The 22152-nt window shown below is 63.5% G+C and carries 21 protein-coding genes and 2 pseudogenes; 9 read left to right on the top strand and 14 right to left on the bottom strand.

The genetic code is table 11. The annotated features are described in order from the left end of the window. Positions 1-50 precede the first annotated feature (50 nt). Both ABDJ38_RS14940 and ABDJ38_RS14935 read right to left on the bottom strand, forming a co-directional pair. Positions 51-764 (bottom strand): hypothetical protein, encoded by a 714-nt coding sequence (locus tag ABDJ38_RS14940; protein WP_346785924.1) that lies wholly within the window; start codon positions 762-764, stop codon positions 51-53. Positions 765-859: 95 nt separating this feature from the next. Then, the gene (locus ABDJ38_RS14935; RefSeq protein WP_346785923.1) at positions 860-1381 is read right to left on the bottom strand and encodes a hypothetical protein; all 522 of its coding nucleotides are present in this window, start codon (positions 1379-1381) and stop codon (positions 860-862) included. A gap of 18 nt (positions 1382-1399) precedes the next feature. Here ABDJ38_RS14935 and ABDJ38_RS14930 point away from each other — a divergent pair, with 18 nt between their 5' ends. The 3 genes and pseudogenes from ABDJ38_RS14930 to ABDJ38_RS14920 all read left to right on the top strand — a co-directional run. Continuing rightward, positions 1400-1540, top strand: coding sequence for a hypothetical protein (locus tag ABDJ38_RS14930; RefSeq protein WP_346785922.1), 141 nt, complete (start codon positions 1400-1402; stop codon positions 1538-1540). A 13-nt stretch (positions 1541-1553) separates the two neighbouring features. Then, positions 1554-1658, top strand: a pseudogene (locus ABDJ38_RS16995) (hypothetical protein); the annotation flags it as partial. 126 nt (positions 1659-1784) lie between these two features. Continuing rightward, positions 1785-2280 (top strand): annotated as a pseudogene (locus ABDJ38_RS14920) (phosphorylase family protein); the annotation flags it as partial. Here ABDJ38_RS14920 and ABDJ38_RS14915 read toward each other — a convergent pair. Then, positions 2240-2692: a hypothetical protein gene (locus tag ABDJ38_RS14915; RefSeq protein ID WP_346785920.1), complete on the bottom strand. Its 453-nt coding sequence runs from the start codon at positions 2690-2692 to the stop codon at positions 2240-2242. The pseudogene ABDJ38_RS14920 and the gene ABDJ38_RS14915 sit on opposite strands and share 41 nt — an antisense overlap. 31 nt (positions 2693-2723) lie before the next feature. On the opposite strand from ABDJ38_RS14915, the gene ABDJ38_RS14910 reads away from it, so the two are divergent. Continuing rightward, complete coding sequence (locus ABDJ38_RS14910) at positions 2724-3302, top strand: PLP-dependent transferase (protein ID WP_346785919.1); 579 nt, start codon at positions 2724-2726, stop codon at positions 3300-3302. A 13-nt stretch (positions 3303-3315) separates the two neighbouring features. Here the strand turns inward: ABDJ38_RS14910 and ABDJ38_RS14905 are convergent, their stop codons facing one another. From ABDJ38_RS14905 to ABDJ38_RS14885, 5 genes are all read right to left on the bottom strand, one after another. Further along, the gene (locus ABDJ38_RS14905; protein WP_346785918.1) at positions 3316-4521 is read right to left on the bottom strand and encodes an MFS transporter; all 1206 of its coding nucleotides are present in this window, start codon (positions 4519-4521) and stop codon (positions 3316-3318) included. Continuing rightward, on the bottom strand, positions 4518-4733 hold the full coding sequence (locus ABDJ38_RS14900; protein ID WP_346785917.1) for an EthD domain-containing protein: 216 nt from the start codon (positions 4731-4733) through the stop codon (positions 4518-4520). The genes ABDJ38_RS14905 and ABDJ38_RS14900 overlap by 4 nt, the downstream gene beginning before the upstream one ends. A gap of 144 nt (positions 4734-4877) precedes the next feature. Further along, positions 4878-5726 (bottom strand): antibiotic biosynthesis monooxygenase, encoded by an 849-nt coding sequence (locus ABDJ38_RS14895; RefSeq protein WP_346785916.1) that lies wholly within the window; start codon positions 5724-5726, stop codon positions 4878-4880. 470 nt (positions 5727-6196) lie between these two features. After that, positions 6197-6670 carry a DUF3237 family protein gene (locus ABDJ38_RS14890; RefSeq protein WP_346785915.1) on the bottom strand — a complete coding sequence of 158 codons (474 nt, stop codon included), beginning with the start codon at positions 6668-6670 and terminating at the stop codon, positions 6197-6199. A gap of 52 nt (positions 6671-6722) precedes the next feature. After that, entirely contained in the window at positions 6723-7256 is a 534-nt protein-coding gene (locus ABDJ38_RS14885) for a nuclear transport factor 2 family protein (RefSeq protein ID WP_346785914.1), read from the bottom strand. A 264-nt stretch (positions 7257-7520) separates the two neighbouring features. Between ABDJ38_RS14885 and ABDJ38_RS14880 the strand changes: the two genes are divergently transcribed. After that, entirely contained in the window at positions 7521-8309 is a 789-nt protein-coding gene (locus ABDJ38_RS14880; protein WP_346785913.1) for an SDR family oxidoreductase, read from the top strand. 140 nt (positions 8310-8449) lie between these two features. On the opposite strand, the gene ABDJ38_RS14875 is transcribed toward ABDJ38_RS14880, so the two are convergent. Both ABDJ38_RS14875 and ABDJ38_RS14870 read right to left on the bottom strand, forming a co-directional pair. Continuing rightward, positions 8450-11128: a TonB-dependent receptor plug domain-containing protein gene (locus tag ABDJ38_RS14875; RefSeq protein ID WP_346785912.1), complete on the bottom strand. Its 2679-nt coding sequence runs from the start codon at positions 11126-11128 to the stop codon at positions 8450-8452. A 54-nt stretch (positions 11129-11182) separates the two neighbouring features. Continuing rightward, complete coding sequence (locus tag ABDJ38_RS14870; protein WP_346785911.1) at positions 11183-12733, bottom strand: carboxylesterase/lipase family protein; 1551 nt, start codon at positions 12731-12733, stop codon at positions 11183-11185. A 460-nt stretch (positions 12734-13193) separates the two neighbouring features. Here ABDJ38_RS14870 and ABDJ38_RS14865 point away from each other — a divergent pair, with 460 nt between their 5' ends. From ABDJ38_RS14865 to ABDJ38_RS14850, 4 genes are all read left to right on the top strand, one after another. After that, positions 13194-13859: a TetR/AcrR family transcriptional regulator gene (locus ABDJ38_RS14865; protein WP_346785910.1), complete on the top strand. Its 666-nt coding sequence runs from the start codon at positions 13194-13196 to the stop codon at positions 13857-13859. Positions 13860-14093: 234 nt separating this feature from the next. Further along, positions 14094-15245 (top strand): DUF819 family protein, encoded by a 1152-nt coding sequence (locus ABDJ38_RS14860; protein ID WP_346785909.1) that lies wholly within the window; start codon positions 14094-14096, stop codon positions 15243-15245. A gap of 115 nt (positions 15246-15360) precedes the next feature. Continuing rightward, the gene (locus tag ABDJ38_RS14855; protein ID WP_346785908.1) at positions 15361-15834 is read left to right on the top strand and encodes a (2Fe-2S)-binding protein; all 474 of its coding nucleotides are present in this window, start codon (positions 15361-15363) and stop codon (positions 15832-15834) included. After that, on the top strand, positions 15827-18040 hold the full coding sequence (locus tag ABDJ38_RS14850; RefSeq protein WP_346785907.1) for a xanthine dehydrogenase family protein molybdopterin-binding subunit: 2214 nt from the start codon (positions 15827-15829) through the stop codon (positions 18038-18040). Before ABDJ38_RS14855 ends, ABDJ38_RS14850 begins: the two co-directional genes overlap by 8 nt. A 38-nt stretch (positions 18041-18078) precedes the next feature. Here the strand turns inward: ABDJ38_RS14850 and ABDJ38_RS14845 are convergent, their stop codons facing one another. From ABDJ38_RS14845 to ABDJ38_RS14830, 4 genes are all read right to left on the bottom strand, one after another. After that, positions 18079-18702 (bottom strand): ATP-binding cassette domain-containing protein, encoded by a 624-nt coding sequence (locus tag ABDJ38_RS14845; RefSeq protein WP_346785906.1) that lies wholly within the window; start codon positions 18700-18702, stop codon positions 18079-18081. Then, a complete protein-coding gene (modB, locus tag ABDJ38_RS14840; protein ID WP_346785905.1) occupies positions 18692-19393 on the bottom strand; it encodes a molybdate ABC transporter permease subunit in 702 nt (233 codons plus the stop codon). Before modB ends, ABDJ38_RS14845 begins: the two co-directional genes overlap by 11 nt. Further along, positions 19390-20163 carry a molybdate ABC transporter substrate-binding protein gene (gene modA, locus ABDJ38_RS14835; RefSeq protein ID WP_346785904.1) on the bottom strand — a complete coding sequence of 258 codons (774 nt, stop codon included), beginning with the start codon at positions 20161-20163 and terminating at the stop codon, positions 19390-19392. Before modA ends, modB begins: the two co-directional genes overlap by 4 nt. Positions 20164-20230: 67 nt before the next feature. Next, positions 20231-21964, bottom strand: a complete 1734-nt coding sequence (locus tag ABDJ38_RS14830) for a CHASE domain-containing protein (RefSeq protein WP_346785903.1) — start codon at positions 21962-21964, stop codon at positions 20231-20233. Positions 21965-22152: the final 188 nt, after the last annotated feature.

Here is a 22152-nt window from a genome sequence, read left to right as displayed (position 1 = left end):
TTGGGTCCGCTTGCGGGAGGAGCATGGTATCGAGTGGCGCGATCGGCGGCTTAGCCGAATTCCGCGCGGTGTCTGGAAAGCGTCTTGTCCACGCCTTCCAGCGCTTTCAGCACCTCCTCTCGCCAGCCGCCCTCGCCAAGGTGGCGTATGTCGGAGTGGGCGGCGCAGACGATCCGTGTGTCAGACCAGCGCTCTGCGATGTCTCGCGCCCAGCCCGCGAACGCATCGGTCGCACCCGGCCGCTTCTCCAGCGCCTCAGGCAGCTTGGGATGAAACTTGAGCGAGGATTGCGGCAGCAGGCGGCCAAGAAAGCCCGGGGCAGCCAGGACGTTGATTGTGTCGTCCACATGGACGATCCGGCTTTCGCGGTGGCGGGCAAGCACCGAACCTGCATGCACATCCGGATCGTCCGTCACCAGATCGACGCCGCCTGGGAGCGAGAATTCCAGCGTATCGGCGAAGTCTGCCTGGGTCGCGGTATCTTCGATCACGTTTTTGTCCCAGGGCAACTCCGGCAACTCCGACAGATGCCGCCTTGTGCCGATCAATCGCGCATGGGGCAAAAGTTCGTGTGTGGCGCGGCAAAAGACGGTGTGGAACGGATGAACGTTTACGATGGCGTCCACCGCTTTGCCATCGTCCGTCAACCGCATCAGCTGATCACGCTGCTCCTGTTCCAGATCATAGCTGTCAAGGACGAGGAAGCGTCCATTGGGGCGGCGGACCAGCGATAGATGGGTCCCCACGTCGATGATCTTGGCCACCTTGAACGAGCCGCGAAAATTCCAGAAGTCGGGAGCTAGCTTCATCTGTTGGCACACTCGCCTTCATGACGCAGGGTATAGACCATGTACGCTCTTTAAAACCCCAAGAACCGCCGTTGTTCCATTGCGCATGATATTCCTGCGTACCGTTTTTTGTCGCTATCGCGGCGGCGGGATCGCGCGGCCCGACCGTTGCCGTTGCTGTTGCCAGATCTCGTCGCCAACTTTGCCGGGATCGGCTGCGCCGCGAGCGTGTGATCCAGCTCGAGGCGCTTACGGAAAATCAGTCGCCGGTCGTCGGGATGCCTGGGTCGGATACCGAAGAGGTCGTCTGCTCCCGTCGAAAGCTCGACCGGATCGACGCTATTCTGGCGGCGGTCCTTTTCCTGCCCATCGCCGAGCAGACAATCGTGACCGAACACGGCGAGGTTTGCTCGCTTGCCCTCGAAGACGGTTCGACCGTCGCCGGGGATGAATGGCATTAGCGCATCAAGAAAACGGGCCTGGTGCAGCGCGTCGAGACGGGCGACATGCGCTGCGCGCTGGCGTGGCGTGAAGGCAATATCGATTTGAACTGAGAAACGCTCTGCGTCGCAGTGGCCGAATTCAGCCGGCACAACCGCATACAAATGCGAGTGACCGATCGCAGGCTGGGGGAGCAACAGCTCCAAGGCTCGTTCAAGCCGAACGAAGCGCGTAGCTTTGCCGATGCGATCGCGGTCAGCCTCGATACCCCGGTGGAAGAACACGACGGGGTGATCCGTATCGGCCGCTGAATCCGATCACGAGATCGAGGTAGAGATCGCGACCTCCGGCGTCGAAATCCCTTACCCTTACGCAATTGACGGTCTGGACCTTGAGGACGTGCGGGCCGCAGAGCTGGCGACGGTCCTGCCGACCACCGAGCCGGCGCTGGTTGGCGATCATGTCGCTGATGGCGCAGTGCGCCAGGCTGCGATTCGCCCGCTCGGGCATTTCAGCGCTAAGTGCTGTTCAGCACCGCTATGTCGATGCCTTCGCGGCCTGGGGTCGAGCCAGGTCATCGGCGACTACGTGCTCGCCCATGGCTATCTGCGCGACGATCATGTGCTCGACCGGATGCTCGACCGGTGCCGCCACTCGCGGAGGTCAGCAGGCCCTTCACCGCGCGACCGCAATCGTCGCCGGAAAGGATGACGCAGGCGTTCGCGACCGGCTGCGCACCGGCACCATCGTCACCACCGACGATCGCAACTGGGAACTGCGGCACGATGAATATGCGCTGCGCTTCAACCAGTCGCGCGCCGTGGCCATCAACATGGAATCGGTAACCATCGCCACGCAAGGCCAGCGCTTTCGCTTGCCCCGCGGAATGCTGCTGTGCGTTTCGGACCAGCCGCTTCATGGCGAGATCAAGCGGCCGGGGCAGGCCAACCGCTTCTACGAGCAGCCGATCCGCGAGCACATCGCAATCGGCATCGAAACGGTCGGTCAGCTCAATCCGGCACGTCGGGGTCGCCATTGGCAAGGCAGTTGACCGTCGGATCGAACGTGTTGATCTCACTGCCCGCAGGCACGCGCCGACCCATCGCCAGCAACGTATAGGCATCGAGCGCATCGGCCATCGTCTCGCCCATATCGAGCGCGGCCATGGCGCGGGTGCCGGCATAGTGGGTAAGCAGTTTGCGTGCAGCATCCCGCTTGCCGCTCTCGATCATGGTGCCAGCCGTGAGTTCCACCCAGGCCAGATCGTCTCGCGTGCCCCTTTCGAACGCGGTCAGCATCGCGGTAACCGGCGGCAACAGTCGGGCCGGGTCCGAGCATGCGTAATACATCACGCGCTTGAAAGTCCGTCCGGCAAAGGTGGTCGCTTCCTGCATCTGGTAGTCGGGGTTGAGAAAGGTCGCGGCCGAATCCTTGGTCAGATAGCGGTGCTGGGCATATTCCATCGGCACATCTTCCACGCCGAGCCACCACACGTTGATCGGCGCGCTCGGCGGCGACGGCGGGCTGATCGCGATGGATGCGATGGGCGGCGTGCTGATCAGGCGTGAAGACCTGGTGAAGACGGTTTACGAACACCGCAAGATCTGCGGCGCGGTCCTCTCCGCCTTCTCCGCCTACCTTCTTTTGCGCGGGATGAAGACGCTCGACCTCAGGGTGAAGAAACAGAACGAGACCGGCCTCGCAGTGGCGCGCTTTCTCAATCAGCACCCCAAGGTGGCGAGCGTGTTCTACCCCGGCCTCGAAACTCACGACAAGCACGATGTGGCCAAGCGCCAGATGTCGGGCTTCGGCGGGATGCTGAGCTTCTCGGTCGATGGCGATTTCGAGGTGCTCAAGCGCTTCGTTGGCGGGCTGAAATATGTCCACCGCGCGGCGAGCCTGGGATCGGTCAATACGCTGATCGGGCCGCCATCGGTCACCTGCCATGTCGAATGCACCGCGCAGCAGCGCGCAGCGCTCGGTATATCGGAAACCCTCCTGCGCTATTCCTGCGGCGTCGAGGATGCAGACGATCTCATCGCACAGCTCGACGCCGGGCTAAGGAGAGTTTGAAGGTCTCAGCCAACTAAGGCGACGTCGCAACGACCACGCGGCCCTCGTTGCGTCGCTCCAGCGCGAATGCAGCGAGGAGAATCGCGATGCCTCCCAAGGCAAGTGTGAGCCCGACCCAGCCCGGCGCGGTCCAGCCCATTCCGGCGGTGATGGCGAGGCCAGCCAGCCATGGCCCCAGCGCGTTGGCGATGTTGAACGCAGCGTGGTGGAGCGCCGCTGCCATCGTCTGCGCTTCGCCCGCAACATCCATCAGGCGGACCTGAAGGATCGGCCCGAGGCCTCCGCCCATTCCGATGGCGAAGCATACCGGCATGAGCAACCAGATATTGCCGGCCGCGAAGGCGAAGAGGGCGAGGAACACGGCGCTCCATGCCAACAGGCCTATGGCCGACCGCCTGAGCGCGCGGTCCGCCATCCAGCCCCCAACAAGGTTCCCGGCAAGGATGCCGATACCAAAGATCGCGAAGACCCACGGGATGGTGCCCGGCGCAGCGCCGGTATATTCGCTCAGCACTGGCGCAAGGAAGCTATAGACAGCGAACAACCCACCGAAGCCCACCGCCCCGGCGCCCAGCGTGAGCAGCACCTGCGGATGCGACAGCGCGCGCATTTCTCCTCGTAGGCTTCGCACCCCCTCCACCGGTTGCAGCGGTGCCAGGATCCGGAGGGCAAGCGCTGTCGCCGCTGCGATCCCCGCTACGCCGCCGAAGGCCACCCGCCAGCCGACATGCAGGCCAAGCCAATTGGCGAAAGGCGCGCCGATCACGGTGGCGACAGCAAGGCCCGCCATCACGTAGGACGCCGCTGCCGCGCGTCGTTCCGGCATAAGCGAGGCGGCGACCAATGCGGCCACGCCGAAATACGCACCGTGCGGCACTCCGCTGAGGAACCGGAACAGCAACAAAGTAGGGTAAGTGGGTGCCAGCACCGTCGCCGCATTGGCAATCGCGATCGCCGCCATCAGCCACACCAGCAGGCGACGCCGTGGCCAGCTCGCCCCGAACAAGGCGAGGATCGGCGCGCCAATCACCACGCCCAGCGCGTAGACACTCACCGCGTGCGCGGCGACGGGTTCGCTAATGGCGAAGTCTGCCGCGTAAAATGGCAGCAGGCTCATCGCCGCGAACTCGGTGGTGCCAATCGCAAACCCGCCCATCGCGAGCGCAAGAATTACGAGACCGGCTCGGGTCGCGGAAGGGCGGTCGGCTGCCGCGCTCATGCCCCCTCGCGATGGTTGCCGATGATCTCGAACTGCTCGCCGACCAGGATCAGCGTGTTGTCGTGGTCGAGAAAGGTCTTCTCGCCGGGGAAGACCACGTCGTTGTAAGTCTGTGATGTCAACACGGCCTCCATGCCCTCCTGACTGTCGAACCACAGCTCGGCGATGCCGTCGTAATCGGCATTTTCGGCCGCGTCGGTGTCAAGCTGCACAGGATGGGTTTGAATATAGCGCAACCAATGCGTTTCCGCCTCGGGAATTTAGCGAAACTTGGGTCCGTGGACCTCGATATGGTGTCTTACGAAGGCTTCGTGGCTCATTCCCTGCTTGCGTTTGAGAAACATGGCCATCTTTGATCATCGGACCGTCTCCGCTGCTTGCGCGCCGGGCTGTGGTTTCAACCGGGGCATCGGGCAATCGTCGGGGTAGTCGATCCCGTCAGGCGTGGAGATCAGTTCGATCAACATATGCCATGGAGCACGAGCGTAGAACCCCGAATTGTTCTGCGCCCCTTCTACGCCAGCGAGCGCGTGAGGATCGGACAACAGTGTGCCCCCGGCTTCTTCGAGCCGGGCGGCGGCGGCGGCCATGTCATCCACGTAGAGCGCGATATGCTGAAGGCCATAGTCGGCGAGCCCTGCGGAACCCGCCTGCTCGGCATTTGCGATGCGGAACATCTCGATATTGGCCGATGCGCCGATCCGCGCGCCTTTAGGCAGGCCGAGCTGGTGTTCCACGTCATCGCCCTTCATCGGCTCGGCATTGGCGGGCAGCACGTCGTAGAGTGCGCGCGCGTCAAAGGCCCGGCTGAGAAAATCGGACGCCGTGTCGATATCGGGCACCGTCACGCCGACATGGTCGATCCCGCGAATGCCCGGAGCCGCGTCTTGCGGCTGGCACGCGGGGGTAAGTTCGGTGACCTCTGACGCACCGTCCTCCACCAGATTCTCCAGCGCGGCATTGAACGCGCGCGTGTGAGCGGCCTGCAGATGTGCTTCGAACGCAGCGCGGTCGCGATACCGCTCTATCATCGTCCAGCCATCCTCGGCATCGGGGCGGGTGAAGAATTCAAAACCCTCATTTCCGGCTTCCTCGCGAACGGCGGGAGCGAGCTCGGCAATGCGGCTACGGCAAAGAAAGCTGCTATCGATTCCCGCTGACATCCACCCGCGCCGACCCTCGGCTGGCATGGCCGAACCCGTCATGCGGTATGGCTTGGAAACCGCAATCCAGGGGTGTGGGGGCGGGAACCGGGCTACACGGATTGCGCTTGATCAGGTCAGGACTGTTCGACCGCTTTTCCAATCTGAAGATTGTCCTAGAACATATGGGCGAAGGTATTCCCGTCTGGCGCTGGCGGCTCGACTAAATGTTCACGCACAGGTCGCGAAGTGACACGCTGAAGTGTCTTCCCAGCGAGTATTTTCGTGACACCTTCTGCATCACCACAAACGGCATGAAGTGGGATAGCGCACTCGGCTTCTGCAAGGCAGCCATGAGTGTCGAAAACAGTATGTGGGACATCGACTTCCCCATCACCCCGGCATGAACGCTCTCACGCGTTGCAGGCCGGGGTTTGGAATGGAGGGTGGCGATAGCTCCATAAGGGCCTGGCAGCACAAGCCGGGCGTTCTCGTCCCCGGATTGCCCCCGCGCAAATTTGGTTCAATTGCCCTTAGCGGACAGCATAGTACTCGAACTGCGTCTCGTTGCCCTGCCGCTCCGCCGTTCCCACGAAGATCGTGCGGGCAAGCCATTCATGCTTGCCTGTGGGCACTTCGAAGCGCGGCGTTATCCGCAGATAGGTCTCCTCCGGCGCCACCTGCTCGCCCGCTTCGATCTTCCGTAGCGTTTCGGGCGATGAATAGGCCAGGCCCCGGTTATGGACATAGATCGGCGTCCCGTCGTCGGTTTCGAGCATGTAGTGCGCCTCGAAATCGATCAGCCCGCTCCCCCACATCATCGGCCAGTCACCGCCTGAGTTGGGGACCACGATGCCGTTCAGCTGTGGCCCATAGACATCGCCTCCAGCGACCGAGACAAAGCCTCGTGTAAACTGCGAAAAGGCTGGCTGAAAGCGTGTGCGTGGCACTTCGGGGAAACGCAGGCGAACGCTGAAGGCATGTTCTAGCACAGGTGTTGCGGACAATTTGGAATTCCCATCTTTCAAGTTGCAGTATCAGTTGTCGGAGAAGGCCGGGTCAGCCGAACGGCGTTCCCGTTCCCACCATGCCGGGCTTGCGATCCTGAATCGCGATTCCGGAGTTGAAGGCGGTGTCCGTCCACATCTTCACCGAAAGCACCTTGATACGCCATCCCGCATCGGTGCGGGTATAACGGCAATGCCAGGTTCCGATCCGGAAGCTCGGGCCGCTCGGCCAGTAGGTCCGGTGGAATTCGTGGCGCAGCACCGCGCAATAGGCATTGACGATAACGTCATCCCCATCCGGTTCCAGCCGAGGCGAGCCGAAATGGTGCTGAAGTCCGTAGGCGTTGGTCGGGCGAGCCTCCATATTGGCCTTGATCGCCGCGCGCACGGCATCGCGCCCGGTGTGATAGCCGGGCTGGCCGTCCTTGGTCGGATGCTCGAGCGCTCCGTCTTCGGCATAGCAATCGAGATACTCCTCGATATCGCCGCTATCCCACGCCCAAGCATAACGGTTGACCTCATCGAGGATTTGCAGCCGATCGATGATGGCAACACCGTTGATCTTGGTGGTTTCCAGTTCGCGCATTTTCGCTTCCTTTGCAGCTATTCGTATTCAATTCGGATGGCCCTTCCAGGCTGCTCCTGTCGTGCCTGACAAACGCCGGCGCCAGCCCATAAGGAGGCCATGAGTCTTCTTCCTCATAACCAAGGCCGATGAAGAAAGTAAGTGCTTTATTACCTACCATTGGAGTGGCATGGTCGCCCCAGCCAACAAGGCGAAGGCCAGCGTAATCCGCGAGGAAATGACGGGGCCTGGCCGCCTGCATGGATTGCTGAAAGGAGATCACACGTGGACATCGGAATTCGGGGCCGCAAGGCGCTCATCAATGGGGGCAGCGCGGGGATGGGCCGCAGCGCGGCACTGGCTCTGGCGCGCGAAGGCGCCGACATATTCGTGACGGCGCGCACCGAGGATCGGCTTGTCGCAGCGTGTGAGGAAATCGCTCGTGAAACGGGTGCCAGCGTGACACCGGTCTGCGCAGACCACAGCAGCGACGAAGGTCGCCAGCGCATTCTCGAAGCCTGCCCCGCCCCCGACATTCTGGTTGGCACCTGCGCGCCCCCTCCCATGACTCCCGACTACCGCGAAGTCACCGACGAGCAGTGGCGTTCGGCAATCGACATCTCGCTGCTGTCACCCGTCCGCTTCATGCGAGAGGTGCTCGACGGAATGGTCGAACGCAAGTGGGGTCGGATCGTCAACATCGCCACGGTCGCCGCCAAATACCCCGCCGAAATCCGCCTGCTCTCCGGCAGCACACGGGCCGCGCTTGCCAATTACACGGTGGCGATTTCCAAGGTGGTGGCGAAGCACAATGTCGTCATCAACAATCTCCTGCCCGGCATGCATCATTCCGCCTTCGTCGAGAAGCAGTTCGGCGAACGGGCGGCGGCGGCTGGCAAGACCTACGAGGAGGTGGTGGAGGACTTCGCGAAGGACTGGCGCATCGCGGCAGAGCGCTTCGGCGATTGCGATGATGTTGGCGCCTTCGTCGCGATGTTCTGTAGCGAGCAGGCCAACTACATCACCGGCCAGAGCCTGGTGATCGACGGCGGCGCGACGACCTCCGTCTTCTGAAGAAGAGCAAAACGAATGCGCCGTAGCTGTCCGCTGAGAGGTAGCTACGGCGTGCCAGGAAAAAGGCCGCCATCGGCACGAAACCGATGACGGCCCGGGAACGCTGCCGCCAGCGCGCGTGCCGGCGGCAGCGCGGGAGGCTAGAAGGCCTTCGCCAGCGAGAAGCTGACCACCCGCCCCAGCGCGCTCGCCGAGGAGGGATCGTAGCCCAACCCGGCATCGACAAAGGGCGGATCGCGGTCGAACAGGTTGCGGATATTCACACCCAACTTCACGCCATCGGCAAGGCTGCCCGTATCGCCGAAGCTGTAGCTGAAATCGAAGTCCACCGTCAGGTAGCTCGACACGTCCCGCACCAGGGCGCTGGTCATGTTCTGATAAGCCCCAAGATAGTTGACAGTCGTGCGGGTCGCGATCGGGCCGCGATCCCAGCCGAACATCGCCCGCGCACGGAAATCGTTGGGATAGCCATAGGTGCCCAGCCGGTCGATCAGCTCTCCCGAGCCAGTCGCGTTCTTGTAGCTGAAGAATACGGTGGCATTGGCTGCGAGGCTGAAATCGTTCTGCCCCGCATAGAAGCTGTAGCCCACTTCAAAGTCCATGCCGTTGGCCAGCGTGTTGCCGAGGTTGGCCTTGCGGGCATCGATAATGCCATCGAGTGCGCTGAAATTGATCGAGCCGGGATCGTAATATTGCGTCCCGCTCAACCAGCTGACGGCCTCCTGCCAGTTCGCGCTGCCATCGTTGAATGTGAGGATGTCGGAAAAGTTCTGCGGTTCTGCCAGCACCTGCGGCAGGATGGTGTAGACATCGAGCACCTGCGCTTCGTAGGTTACGTCGAAGTAGGTCGCACTCAGCCTGAGCGAGGGCACGTCAGGCGGTGTGATGTCGATGCCGGCGGACCAGGTGGTGGCGGTTTCCGGTTCGAGATCCGGGTTGCCCGCCGCCAGCACGGCGAAAGTCCGAGGCACCGGGTTACCAGGTACGGTCAGCGACTGGGTGCGAATACCCGCACCGCTCGAATTCGCGTTCACCTCCGCGAGGCCCGGCGCGCGGAACGAGGTGCCATAGCTACCGCGCAGAACCACGCCGTCCATCGGGCTGTAGTTGAGGCCGACCTTCGGATTGGTGGTCGAGCCGAAATCGCTGTAGTCCTCGTGCCGTACGGCCGCGACCAGATCGAGGCTAGCCAGCCCCGGGCTGGCATTGTCGGCCCCGACGATGGGGACGAAAACCTCGGCAAAGACCGCCTTTACATCGCGGTCGATGTCGGTCGGCAGGCTGATTGGCGCGGAAACGCGGCCAAAGGTGAAGGCTCCGAACTGGCGCTCCTGGCGATACTCGCCCCCCAACGCCATGCGAGCTTCGCCGCCGGGCAGGCTGAACAGCGGGCCATTGGCATCGAGCGCGATCGACTTGAGGCGGTTGGTCGCAGTGGGGTTGAAGGTATCAACATAGATTGCGTCGGCCCGCGCAGGATCGAAGGGCGTGGTGCCAAAAGGATTGATCGCGGTGGCGGGATCGGAATCGGCCAACAAGGCTGACAGCGCCGACGCGCTAAGCGTTGGATCGCGCTTTTCCTCGTCATAGCTTTCGCCATAGGAGCCTGCCAGCGTCACCTCCCAGGCCTTGAGGTTGGCACGTAGCCCTGCATTGATGAGGAAGCTCTTCGAAAGCCCCTGCGTACCGCGCTCTCCGGCACCATCGGAAAAGTTCGTGCTGACCGAAATTGGCGTGGCCGGAGCATTGGTCGGGTAGAATGTATTGCTGGTCGGCACCACGACATTGTTGACCGCCGAAACCGAACCCCGCCCCGAAAACTCGCGACGGGTGTAAAAGCCTTGCGCAAACACGCCGATCACATCGCCAAGGCTCTGCTGCAGGCTGCCGTAGACACTGACGCGATCCTGCTCGGGGATCAGGAAGCCTGTTTTGGCCAGATCGCAGCGATTGACCGTGCCCGCTTCAAGATCGTTGAAGTCGAGCACACCCGTCGCGCCCTCGGGCACGGCATAGGTGACGCCGCCGCTCGTAATCGTAGCGCGCTGACAGGCTACCGAGCGCGCATCCGCCCCGCCGCCACGTCGTCTGTCTGACGAGATGAAGTCACGGTCGGTCCCGAGCAAGGCATCGTTGTGCACATAGTCGGCGGCAAGGACGATATTGCCGCTGCCCCAAGAGCTGCCGGCGATGCCACCGATCCGATATTCGGAATAGGAATCGGCAAAGCCAGCCTGGCCACTCACCTCGACGCCGTCGAAATTCTTGCGCGGAATGAGGTTGATGACGCCTGCCACTGCATCCGACCCGTAGATCGCCGAGGCACCGTCAGCGATAACTTCGATACGTTGCAGGGCCAGCGAAGGGACAAACGACGGATCGACGAAATTGCCCTGCGTTCCTGCCACCGGCACGCGCAGGCCGTCAAACACGACCAGCGTTGCCGTGGAGCCAAGCCCGCGAAGATTGGGGCCGGTCGCACGGGTGATATTGCTGCTGGCCCCCGCCCCGGTCGCACCCTCAGCATTGATGCTCAGCGAGGTGACCTGCGGCACCTGCCGCAACACGTCGGAAACGGTGGTCGCGCCCGATTTCGCGATATCGGCGGGCCCCATCTGGATGAGGTTTGAACCGACCGGCGCAACCCCGCGAATGCGGCTGCCGGTGACGACGATGACCTCGGGTTCAGCCTCCTGTGCACCCTCATCCGCGCTCTGCGCATGGGCAGCGCCCATAGGCATCAGCGCCATGGCGGCGCCGGCAAGCAATGCGCTTCGGCCACGCTGCGAGCTCATCGAAGTATGGTTGGTATGTCTCATGATTATTCCCTCTCACCTGTTGTGTTTTTCAAAGACCCGGCCCAGCCGGCCGCTTCACCGGCTCAGATGCCGGTCCAGAATCTCCATTGTGGGCAGAAAAGGCCGTGGGATTGCGCCCACATCCTCGCCCAGTTGCATCACCGCGCCGGGAGTTTCGTGATAGGTCGGCCAGTATGGCAGGCCCGCGCCGTTCGGATTTCCGCTGGTCGCGAAGTTGACCCAGTAAGACATCATCTGGTCCGAGAGCCGACGGTCTGCGGCCGACCAGGGCCATGCCTTGCTGTCGAGATTTCCGAGCGCGTAGACGATCTCCGCCCCGTGCCACGCGCCCGGAGGAGCAGCGTCGGGACCACCGGGCTGTTCGGCTTTCGGAATCGGCGGGTTCTGGGTGAACCGATAGACGTAAAGCGGCGCAGTGCCGGTCCGCGCCTGCGCCCTCGCCCAGCTGTACATGGTGTAATCGCCCAGTGAGATGGTGGAGAGCAGGCGATGGCTCGCGCGTGCCTCGGCATCGTCGGTGGCCGGGTGAAGCCGCAGCAGCGCCGCTGCATCGCGGCCATAGATCGATAGGAGACGCTCGCGGTAAGCGGCCAGCGTCATCGTCGGATCTTCGCCGGCCTCGTCCGCGTTGGAGCCGATCAGCATGTCGACATCGTTCTGCGCCCCGTTGCGATAGATCTCGGCCAGTGTGTCAGGCACGAGCCAGCCGTCGCGATTGGGCTCGAAGCTGCCCGATGCCGGTCCCGCCGCCCTCACCAGGGTCGCGGGGGGGATCGAACGCAGATCGTCCACCCCGTCGGCACCAACCTTACGAGCGAACTCCAGTCCTTCCGCCTCCGCCTGCGCCAGCGGACGCGGCGTGAGCAGGCCAAACCCAGCTCCCGTTTCGCCGATCAGCCGGTGAAACTTGCCGGTGGCGAGCGGCGATGCGGCCAGGTAGCTGGTCGACATCGAACCTGCCGACTGGCCGAAGATGGTGATCCTGTCAGGGTCACCGCCGAAGGAAGCGATGTTTCGCCGAATCCAGTCGAGCGCCGCAATCTGGTCCAGCAAACCATAGTTGCCCGACACGTGGCGCGCCGATTGCGCGGAAAGCCCCGGATGCGCCAGAAAGCCGAGCACGCCCACGCGATAGGCGATGCTAACAAAGACCACGCCCTTGTCCGCCAGCGCGGCTCCGTCAAATTCAGGCAGGTCAGTCGCCCCGGCACGGTATCCGCCGCCATAGATCCAGACCATAACCGGCCTTTTCTCGTCAGCGCTTTCGGCTGCAGTCCAGACATTCAGATACAGGCAATCCTCGTCCTCGCCCGCGGGAAGGACATCGCTATCGCCTGCCATCGCCCCGCCGCCGAGCTGCGGGCAGGCCGGGGCAAATCTGTCTGCATGCAGAACTCCTTTCCAGCTTTCGACCGGCTGAGGAGGCTGCCATCGCAGCGAGTCAATTGGCGGACGAGCGAAAGGGATGCCTTTAAATTCGACAACCCCGTCGGCGGGCACGCCCGCAACCTCTCCCCCATCGACCGCCACCGGCCAATCGATCTGGGCATACGCCGGGCTGGCAAACGCGCACAGCAACACGGCAATCGCAAGGCCCCTGCTCATCCTCTGCACTCCTCTCGCGCTGGCCCGCGCTCCGCTCCTGGCGGATTCCAATCAGGCCTTGTCGCCACTTTCAATAAGCGCTTACTTACCAATAATGGCAAGCCGCATTCCACCCGTCCAGCACTGCATGCAATCGCAAAGCAGCGCACTGTTAGCAAAGTCGGCATGCTCCGACATACTGAGTAAGTAAACACTTACATTTATCCCGCGATTCGTCAAGAGAGCGGTGCGCAGAGCGTTAGCCGGCCGCCCGCGCGCCTTGGCCACTCGGGCTTGCGCAATTGGCGGGGATGAGACCGGAGCGGGGTTGACCTCTACCTTTGCATGAGGAAGTTGGCAGGGATGCTAGGTTGCGTGTGCAAATGCGCTTTCCAGATCGCGCCGCAGTTTCAGCCGGATTTGGGCAACATGCGGGGTCTTCCCCGTTGGCCCGGGTTCCATCAAGGACGACAGGGATATCGTGAACCGTCAGACGAAGAAGGCGCGAGCCGAGCGAAAGGGTGAGACCGGCAGTTCGGGGCCGGACAGCCGGCAGCGGCTGCTCAAGGCAGCCTACGAAGAGTTCTCGGCCAACGGGTATTCGGGCGCAAGGATTGAGCGCATAACCGCCGCGGCAGATGTCAACGTCCGGATGATCTACCATCATTTCGGCAACAAGCTCGGTCTGCTCGAAGCAGTTCTCTCCGACATCTTCCTAAGCCGTCAGGAGCAGATGGGCACATTGCCCGACCGGATCGACGACTTCCTCCTGTTCCTGTTCGATGGCTATGCGTCCGACCGGCACCGGGTTCGCTTGCTCGAGTGGGAGGCACTCGAAGCAACCGCTGTCGGCACCGCCCGCCCACCCAGCCGGGACGTGACCGATGTCGAGGGCCGCCGGGCGGCCTTGCAACGCCGGGTCGATACCATACGCAAAGCGCAGGAACGCGACGAAGTCTCCGCCGACATCGAACCGGAAGTGTTGTACCTCATCCTCGTGGCGCTGGCGATTTACCCGATGAGCTTTCCCCAATCGGTGAGCATCGCCCTGAACGAAGACCCCGAAAGCGAAGAGTTCCAGGCCCGCTATCGCAAGGCGCTGAAGAAGGTCGGGCGGCTCCTCCTTCAACCCGCGCCTGAAGAGTAAGGCTCTCCGGCACTAGCCACGATGGACACGGGCTAAGTCGCGCCCCGCCACCACGCTGGCCGAACTTTCTCCCCCGTCAGTGAACGGTTGCCAAGGCCAAGAAGAGTAAGTAAACAATTACTTTAAGAACCTTGGGAGGGTTATCGAGATGATCGGGCTGCTCAGTCCTGCTGCACCAGGCAGGTTTATGCCACCAAGCGCGCAGGCCGGGTATTGCCCGGAGGTGAGGGAATCTTGACCGACCCCCTGATTCCGGCTGGCGAAATCTACCCGATCATCTGGGTATTCCTTGCTATCATCGCGCTCACCCTCGCGCTGGAACGGAGCCGGTTGAAGAAATATCTGCCCGGACCGGTGACGGTGATCATCATCCCCTGCGCCCTGGCCAACCTGGGCATCATCCCCTCGGCCGCGCCCGAATACGATGCGATCTACCAGTTCAGCGTGCCGGTCGGCGTGGCCCTGCTTCTGCTGCGTGCAGACATCGGCGAGATCATTCGCCGATCGGGCGGCATGCTGGGCCTGTTCTTCGTCGGCCTGCTGGCAAGCTATATCGGCATCAGCGTCGCCTTTATGAGCATCGATGTCGGCGCGCATGGAGCCGACGTGGCGGCAGTACTCGTGGCCTATCTTACCGGAAGCACCGTCAATGTCGTTGCCACCGCCCAGGCAGTGCGCATGGACCCGACCTTCCTCACCGCCGCGATTGCCGGCTGCGCCTTCGTCCTGCCCGCCTATCTTGGCGCAGCCACCTATCTGATGCGCAGCGAGGCTCTTGGTCGCTTCCTCCGCGCCGCGCCCGGCTCCAGCCTGAACGCCGCAGAGGAAACAGTCGTCGTCGAAGCGTCTGTCAAAGATCGGTCTCCGCCCAGACCGCCCATGGGCATGCTGATGGCACTGCTCTATGGCATCGGAATATTTATCGCGGTCGACAGCGTCATGCGCGCGGTCGGCCTTGGGCATCTCACGATTCTCGCGATCACCGTGGTCGCGATTGCGGTGCCCAACGTGTTCAAAAGCATTCGCTGCCTCGTCAGCGGCGATCGCGAACTTGGCCTTGTCCTGATGTTCCTGTTCGTTTGCGCCATCGCCGCGCAGATCGACCTCTTCAGCATGGGGGCACAGGCATTGCGGGTCGCGTTGTTTGCAACGCTGGCGCTGACTGTCCATCTGATCGTCCTCCTGATCGGAGGGCGCATCCTTCGCACCGATCCCCACCAGTTGTTCCTGGCCTCGCTGTGCGGCGTGGGCGGGCCACCCTCGGCGGCGGCTGTCGCGGCGGCGCAGGGGCGCGAAGACCTTGTCATGCCATCGATCCTGTGCGGCCTCGCGGGCATCATGCTGGGCAATTTCGCGGCCGTTGCCAGCTTCCACCTGCTTTCCTGAGGCCGGGCCGAAGCCAATATCCTTTGTCGTTGGCTTGAAAGGACAAACCCGGTAGACTGCTCGACGTATCACCGCGCCTGCCCCGGGCGCTCTGGAATTTCGGGAGACTAGCGACATGGCCATCACGGTCACTATCAACAACGAAACGCGCGAGATCGACGCGCCGGGCGACATGCCCCTGCTATGGGCCCTGCGCCAGGAACTCGGCATGGTTGGCACCAAATTCGGCTGCGGGATCGGCATGTGCGGTGCCTGCACCGTGCACCTAGACGGGCAGGCGGTGCGCTCGTGCTCGCTGCCGCTTTCGGCCATCGGCGACAAGAAGGTCTCCACCATCGAGAACCTTGCACAATCCGAGGTCGGCCAGGCACTGCAACAGGCTTGGCTCGACGAGGATGTGATGCAGTGCGGATATTGCCAGGCCGGCCAGCTGATGAGCGCAACCGCGCTTCTGAACAAGAACGCCACCCCTTCGGACGACGAGATTGACGCAGCCATGCAGGGCAATATCTGCCGCTGCGCCTGCTACAAACGGATCAAGACCGCCATCGCCCAGGTCGCGCGCAATGAGGAAACCGCCAATGTCTGAGGCAACCACCCTTTCGCGGCGCAGCCTGCTCAAGGTCTCGGCGCTGGCTGGCGGCGGCTTTGCGCTGAGCGCCACCATGCCGATGGTCGCCCGCGCCGTGGGCGGCGAGGCTGCCGCTCCGGCCGAGCTGACCGCCTTCGTCACCATCGCGCCCGACAACACGATCACCATCATCGGCAAGAACCCCGAGATCGGCCAGGGCATCAAGACCTCGCTGCCGATGATCGTGGCCGAGGAACTCGATGCCGACTGGGATCTGGTCAAGATCGAGATGGCCGATACAAACATGGCCAAATACGGCCCGCAGCTCGCGGGCGGCTCGTTCTCGACCCCGATGAACTGGATGCCGATGCGCCAGACCGGCGCAACGGCGCGCGCCATGCTGATCGCCGCTGCCGCGCAGCAGTGGGGCGTCTCCGCCGCGTCGCTCAGCACCGAGCCGGGCAAGGTGGTCGAGAAGGCCTCGGGTCGTTCGGCAACCTACGGCGAATTGGCCAGCCTCGCGGCAACGATGCCGGTGCCCGATCCCGAAAGCCTGACGCTGAAGGATCAGGCCGATTTCCGCATTATCGGCCGCGCCATTGGCGGGATCGACAGCCCCAAGATCGTGCGCGGCGAGCCGATCTTCGGCGTCGACATGCAACTGCCGGGCATGGTCTATGCCGCCTATGAACGCTCGCCCGTGTTCGGCGCGACGCTTAAGGGCGCCGATCTGGAGGCCGCGAAGGCACAGCCCGGCGTGATCGACGCCTTTGTCGTGCGCGGCAACGGCAACCCCGAAGAGCTGGTCGATGGCGTGGCCGTGATCGCTTCGAACTGGTGGCTCGCCAACCGCGCCCGCAGTGCATTGAAGCCCGAGTGGGACAACGGGGAATGGGCCAGCCACTCGACCGCAGGCTATGCCGCCAAGGCCAAGGAACTGATGGACGGCGGGCAGGCGGCCGAAGTGTTCGGCGAACGCGGCGACATGGCCGGGGCACTCGCCTCGGCGGCCAAGGTCGTCACCGCCGACTATTCCTACCCGTTCCTCGCCCACGTGCCGATGGAGCCGATGAACTGCACCGCGCTGATGCGTGACGATGGCGTGATGGAGATGTGGGCTCCTTCGCAGACTCCGCAGGGTGGGCTTACCTCAGTGGCGAATTACCTTGGCCTGCCGCCGGAAAAGGTGATCGTTCACATCACCCGCATGGGTGGCGGCTTTGGCCGGCGTCTGAATAACGATTACATGGTGCAGGTCGCGGCTATCGCCAAGGAAATGCCCGGCACGCCGGTGCAGCTGATCTGGAGCCGTGAAGACGACGTCAAGACCGACTTCTATCGCCCAGCCGGCTGGCACCGCCTGACCGCCTCGGTCGATGCCGAGGGCAAGATGACGGGCCTCAAAGACCACTTCGTCACCTTCGATCTGGGCGAAAGCCCGTTCAATCCGGCGCTGATGGCGCCCGATACCTTCCCTGCCAAGCTGATGGACAATCTGCTGCTGGAGCAGGACATGCTGCGCACGGCGATCCCGATGGGTGCCCTGCGCGCGCCCAACAGCAACGCGCTGGCTTTCGTGACGCAGAGCTTCCTTGATGAGGTTGCGCATGAAACGGGCAAGGATCTGCCGACGCTGCTGATGGAGATTGTCGAGGGCGCCGAGCCGGAGCCGACCACCATGGGCTTCACCGGCCCCACCCCCGGCTTCAACCCCGGTCGCCTGCGCGCAGTGACCCGCAAGGCCACCGAAATGGCCGACTGGGGCAAGCCGGTGGCCGACGGGCATGCGCTGGGCTTCGGTTACTACTGGAGTCACCAGGGATACTTCGCCGAGGTGGTCGAAGTTTCGCTGTCCGACAGCAACAAGGTGCAGGTGCACAATGTCTGGTGCGCTGGCGATGTCGGCAACCAGATCATCAACCCCTTCGGTGCGCTGAACCAGGTGGAGGGCGCGATTATCGACGGCATCGGCCAGGCTCTGCAGCTCGCGGTCGAGGTCGAAGGCGGCGCGGTCAAGCAGTCGAACTTCCACAACTACCCGCTGCCGCGCATGCCGATGACGCCGCAAATCCACGTCGAATGGGTGAAGTCGGACAATTCGCCGACCGGGCTTGGTGAACCAGCCCTGCCCCCGGTGATCCCGGCTCTGACCAACGCGCTGTTCGCCCTTACCGGCAAGCGCGTGCGCAGCCTGCCCATCGACACCAGCAGCCTGTTTGCCTGATCCAACCGGTGCCTCTCCCCGCGTGGGAGGAGCACCGTTCAGGCCATCTCGACCACTTGTCCGGCCAGCCGTTCGACCTCGGCGCGGCTGTGGCTGACGAGCAGGATCGGCACCTCGAGCGCATCGCGAATGCGCTCTATCAGGCCGAGCAGCGCCTCGGCGCGAGCGGCATCGAGCGAGGCGGTCGGTTCGTCGAGCAGGAGGAAGCGCGGGGCCGCCAGCAAGGCGCGGGCAATCGCCACCCGGCGGACCTCGCCGCCCGAGAGGTTGGTGGTTCGCCGATCCAGCAGATTGCCGATATCGAGCAGGCCCGCAACCTCGTCGCGTGTGATCCAGCGCTCGGACGGCGGGGCCAGCCGCTCGCCATAGGCAAGGTTCGCGCGCACGCTCATGTGCGGAAACAGCCGGCCGTCCTGAAACACGTAGCCTGCGCGGCGCGCTTCGGGGGCGAGGTCGATGCCCCGTGTGCTGTCGAACAGCACCTGACCTGCCGCCACCACCCGCCCCTCGCGCGGTCTCAGAAGCCCAGCAATGGCGTTGAGTACGCTGGTCTTGCCCGCACCCGAAGGGCCGACCAGCGCGGTTAACCGGGCATCGGACGAGAACTCGGCAAACACCTCCGCCTCGCCCAGTCGCAGGCTCAACCGCACCTCAAAGGACATGGGCACGGCTCCCACCCGAGCGGCGCACCAGCCATTCGGACACCATCAGCGCGCCCAGCGACAGCACGATAGCCATGATCGCCAGCCGCGCCACCGCCCCCTCGCTGCCGGGGACTTGCAGGCCCGTGTAGATTGCGAGCGGCAGGGTGCGCGTCTGCCCCTCGATATTGGCGGCAAAGGTGATGGTCGCGCCGAACTCGCCCAGCGAGCGCGCGAACCCAAGCATCGCGCCCGCCGCTATTCCCGGGAGGCTGAGCGGCAGCGTGATCGTGGCAAAGGCCCGCAGCGGCGAAGCGCCAAGCGTGCGCGCCGCCTCAACCAGTTTGCGGTCCACCGCCTCGATAGAAAGCCGCATGGCGCGCACCATCAGCGGCAGCGCCATCACTGCCGCCGCCAGCGCCGCGCCGCCCCAAGTGAACACCAACGAGACTCCAAAGGCCTGTTCAAGCCAGTGGCCAATCGGTCCGTTGCGCCCGAAAGCGAGCAGCAGCAGCCAGCCCGTCACCACCGGCGGCAGCACAAGCGGCAGGTGCACAGCGGCATCGAGCAGCATCCGCCCCGGAAACCGCCGCCGCGCGATCAGCCAGGCCAGCGCATAGGCCAGCGGCAAGCTTGCCAGCACGGCCACAAGGCTGACCTTGAGCGACAGCGCGATCACCGCCCATTCGGCTGCAGACAACCAGCCGCTCATCGGCTTGCGGAAAAGCCATGTCTTGCGAGGATCGCCTGGCCGGCGGGGGACGCAATATAGTCGGCAAATGCTTCTGCATCGGGTTGGGTCGAGCCTGCCAGCACCGCCAGCGGATAGCGGATCGGCGCGTGCGCGTCGGGATCGAAGGTTGCCAGCACTGTCACCTTGTCCGAAGCGAGAGCATCGGTGGCATAGACAATCCCGAGTTCGACCTCACCCCGCTCGACCAGAGCCAGCGCAGCGCGCACGTTTTCGGCCGGGACAATCCGGTCGGACAGACGTTCGGCGAAGCCCATCTGCGTCAATGCCGCCATCGCATAACGCCCAGCGGGCACCGTTTCCGGCTCGGCAATCGCTAGGCGCCCGGTGAATGCCGCAAGCAGCATGGATAGGTCCGCTTGCCCTTCGTCCGGATCGGCCGGTGCGACCAGCACCAGTGTGTTGCCCGCAATGTTCCGCCGCGTTCCGGGGCGAAGCAGCTGCCGGGCTTCCATCCAGTCCATCCACTGCTCGTCGGCGGTCACGACCAGATCGGCCGGAGCGCCCTCGGCAGCCTGGCGAGCAACAACCGCGCTCGACGCAAAGGATAGCAGCGGACGGGCATGTCCTGCCGAAGCCCAGCCCTGAGCAGCATCCTCAATCGCCTCCTGCATGCTTGCGGCCGCCAGCACTACCGGCGCGCTGTTCGCATCGGGTTTGGCGTCACAAGCAGCCAGAAACAGGCTGCCTGAGGCCAGAATTAGGACAAGAAGTGACGGAAAGCTGCGCATCGCATTGCGCGCTATATATGGGTGTATACAGTAGGTCTACGGCAATCGCGGGTGGCCTCGCCTGCGTTTACTGCCCCTCGGCTTCGAGCCGCGAGGCAATGCGTCCCCTGCGCATACGCTTGCCCTTGCTCGTCAGGGCCCCGGCGCGCAGGGCGAACTCGCGCGGACGTCGGATCGGCACGCACATCACGCAGCGCACACCCTCCGGTTCAAAACTAAGTTCGACCGGATTGCTCAGCTCGTGGGCAACAATGCGCTGGATCAGATCGGTGCCGAACCCGCGCCCACGGTCCTGCTTGACCGGAGGACCACCGCGTTCCAGCCATTCGATCCGGACCAATTCCTCACTGACCAGTTCCCAGGTGACCTTGAGGTTGCCATCGGGCACGCTGAGCGCGCCATATTTGGCTGCATTCGTGGCCAGCTCATGCACGGCCAGACCGAGCGACAAGGCCTCGTTCGGCGCCAGATTCACCGCCTCGCCTTCGATCACCAGCGTGTGATCTCCGCTGGTGGCATAGGGCAGCAATTCGGCCTCGACCACCGCGCCGACCGGGGTAGCCCCCCAGTCGGACTGGGTGAGCAGGTCGTGCGTGGCCGACAGCGCCCGGATGCGCCCGGTAAGAGAATCGGCAAAGCTTTCGAGATCCTCGCTGCGGCGCCGGGTGAGCGAGATGATCGAGAGCACATTCGCGAGTGTGTTCTTGACCCTGTGGTTAAGTTCGCGCGTGAGTGAATTGCGGATCGACGCCTGCTCGCTATACCAGGCCAGAGTCGCCTCGTCTTCTTCCGCCTGCTGGGTAAGCAGACGCACCACCACGGCGAGCAGGCTCGCCACCAGCAAGCCGAACATCAGCGTTGCAAAAGCGAGGCCTGAGAGCAAGCCGCCTCCGCTGCGGCTCACCACCAGCAGCCACGTATTGTTGGCAATCGTCACCTCGCGGCGACTGAAGTGAGCATCGGGGTTCTCATCCGCAATCGTGCTCGCCAGGAGGTTGCCCGGCGAGGCCCGATCGCCATCGAACAGCTGAACGCCGAACTGCCCCGCCTCTTCCAGCTCAAGCGCAGTGTGGAGGAACTGGTCGGCGTTGAAAGGGCTGTAGATATACCCCTGCAGCGCCCGCCCGCCGGGCGCCGGAGTATAGACCGGCATGTAAATGAGAAAGCCGGGTGCCTCGATGCCTCCCTCCTGCTGGAGGACCACGCCATCACTCGCCGTCGGGCTCGCGGAAACGGCAGCCTCGATCATGGCCGACCGGCGGGCTGGCTCGGAATACATGTCGTACCCCAGCGCGCGGCGCGAACGATCGTTCTGGGGATGGAGATAGGTAACCGGGACGGCGAAAGGCTGGCTGCCGGTCGGACGCGGATAAAGCGGGTGCGGCATGGCGTAATCGCGCTCCATCAGAGCGTCGAACTCATCCTCTTCGCCCGGCCTTACCACCATGGCCCAACCGATGCCGTCGTTGCCGCGAAAGTCGGAATCCAGCCGCAGCTCTGAGACGAAACGGCGGAATTCGGCTTCGGGTATGTCGCCAAGCGTTGAAAGCAGCGCCGCGCCGGCCCGCAAATAGGCGCTTGAAGCATTGGCGCGCCGCTCAAGGGCAGAGGCTATCGCGTCGGTGCGCGCGGTAAGCTGCGTCGATGCTCGTTGTGCCTCGCCACGTTCGATGGCAAAAGCGCTCAACAGCGCAATAGCGCTGATCAGGAGAAAGATACCAATCGGCAAAGCGCGCGGGAACTTCACCAGCCACCGCTTTGCATCCTTGCGTCTGCCCTGCTGTTGCTGCTGATGGTTCACCCAATGCCCTTCGAAGCCCTGGATGTGCGCGAGGAAGCGACCGCAACACCCTGTGCCTGCCAATAGCCGGAACAGCCCTCTTGGCAATTTCCGCACCCGATTTTACTCTACAATCATTTCTGGGAACCAGATGAAGGCCGTTTCGTTCCAAAAAAGCGACTACATTTGCCCGGAACGCTTCGGGCATC

This window comes from Aurantiacibacter flavus (assembly GCF_039710615.1).
Lineage (GTDB): Bacteria > Pseudomonadota > Alphaproteobacteria > Sphingomonadales > Sphingomonadaceae > Alteraurantiacibacter > Alteraurantiacibacter flavus.
This window is presented reverse-complemented; position numbering and strand designations above follow the sequence as displayed.

Coding starts and splice junctions, on each gene's coding strand:
- ABDJ38_RS14915 (WP_346785920.1), bottom strand. CDS start 2,692: ATGGAATATGCCCAGCACCGCTATCTGACCAAGGATTCGGCCGCGACC.
- ABDJ38_RS14905 (WP_346785918.1), bottom strand. CDS start 4,521: ATGAGCGCGGCAGCCGACCGCCCTTCCGCGACCCGAGCCGGTCTCGTA.
- ABDJ38_RS14895 (WP_346785916.1), bottom strand. CDS start 5,726: ATGACGGGTTCGGCCATGCCAGCCGAGGGTCGGCGCGGGTGGATGTCA.
- ABDJ38_RS14885 (WP_346785914.1), bottom strand. CDS start 7,256: ATGCGCGAACTGGAAACCACCAAGATCAACGGTGTTGCCATCATCGAT.
- ABDJ38_RS14875 (WP_346785912.1), bottom strand. CDS start 11,128: ATGAGACATACCAACCATACTTCGATGAGCTCGCAGCGTGGCCGAAGC.
- ABDJ38_RS14870 (WP_346785911.1), bottom strand. CDS start 12,733: ATGAGCAGGGGCCTTGCGATTGCCGTGTTGCTGTGCGCGTTTGCCAGC.
- ABDJ38_RS14855 (WP_346785908.1), top strand. CDS start 15,361: ATGGCCATCACGGTCACTATCAACAACGAAACGCGCGAGATCGACGCG.
- ABDJ38_RS14850 (WP_346785907.1), top strand. CDS start 15,827: ATGTCTGAGGCAACCACCCTTTCGCGGCGCAGCCTGCTCAAGGTCTCG.
- ABDJ38_RS14845 (WP_346785906.1), bottom strand. CDS start 18,702: ATGTCCTTTGAGGTGCGGTTGAGCCTGCGACTGGGCGAGGCGGAGGTG.
- modB (WP_346785905.1), bottom strand. CDS start 19,393: ATGAGCGGCTGGTTGTCTGCAGCCGAATGGGCGGTGATCGCGCTGTCG.
- modA (WP_346785904.1), bottom strand. CDS start 20,163: ATGCGCAGCTTTCCGTCACTTCTTGTCCTAATTCTGGCCTCAGGCAGC.